Below are 518 nucleotides of genomic sequence, written 5' to 3'. Positions count from 1 at the left end.
GCCTCCATCAGCGCGAAGCCGATCGTGACGAGGGCGAAGAGCCGGACCGCGTATTGCGTGCGCGCGGTCAGCGCGAGGGACTGCTCGCCGGGCAGCCGGTGGGTGAGCGGCGTCGCCACCACGGCGAGGAAGGCCAGGCAGCCGAACTGCCCCGCATGCGCGGCGAAGTTGAGTGCCGCCAGCAGCCCTGCGATCGCCTCGGGCACCACCACCGGCGCCTCAGGCCGGCTTGCGGCGAAGCTGGCGGGCGCCGAGATCCCACAGTCGCAGCCCCCGCAGCGCGAGGCCGGCCATGGCGGGCAGCAGCCGGGGCTGCATCAGGTCGGGGTCGAAGATGGCCATGCGGCGGCTGTTCTCCCGGTAGCAGTCTTCCACGAACTTCGTGAAGTTGAACCCATCGAGGAACACGCCGGACTGCGTGACGTTGAAGTCCTTGCCGTCGTTCATCTCCTGGCCGCGGCCGACCATCCCCTTCAGCCGGGCGACGGCGCGGCCGTAGAAGATGGTGGACTTGATGG

General features: G+C 70.1%; 2 protein-coding genes. Both read right to left on the bottom strand.

Translation table 11 applies throughout. From position 1 onward, the window contains the following. Positions 1 to 212: hypothetical protein (locus tag AC1DWF_RS38645; RefSeq protein WP_476843682.1), on the bottom strand; the 212-nt coding region annotated here is incomplete at its 3' end. Between the two features lie 7 nt (positions 213 to 219). After that, a partial coding sequence (locus AC1DWF_RS38640) for a hypothetical protein (protein ID WP_476843681.1) occupies positions 220 to 518 on the bottom strand: 299 nt, incomplete at its 5' end.

This window comes from Aminobacter sp. P4_D5, from assembly GCF_056401815.1.
This window is presented reverse-complemented; position numbering and strand designations above follow the sequence as displayed.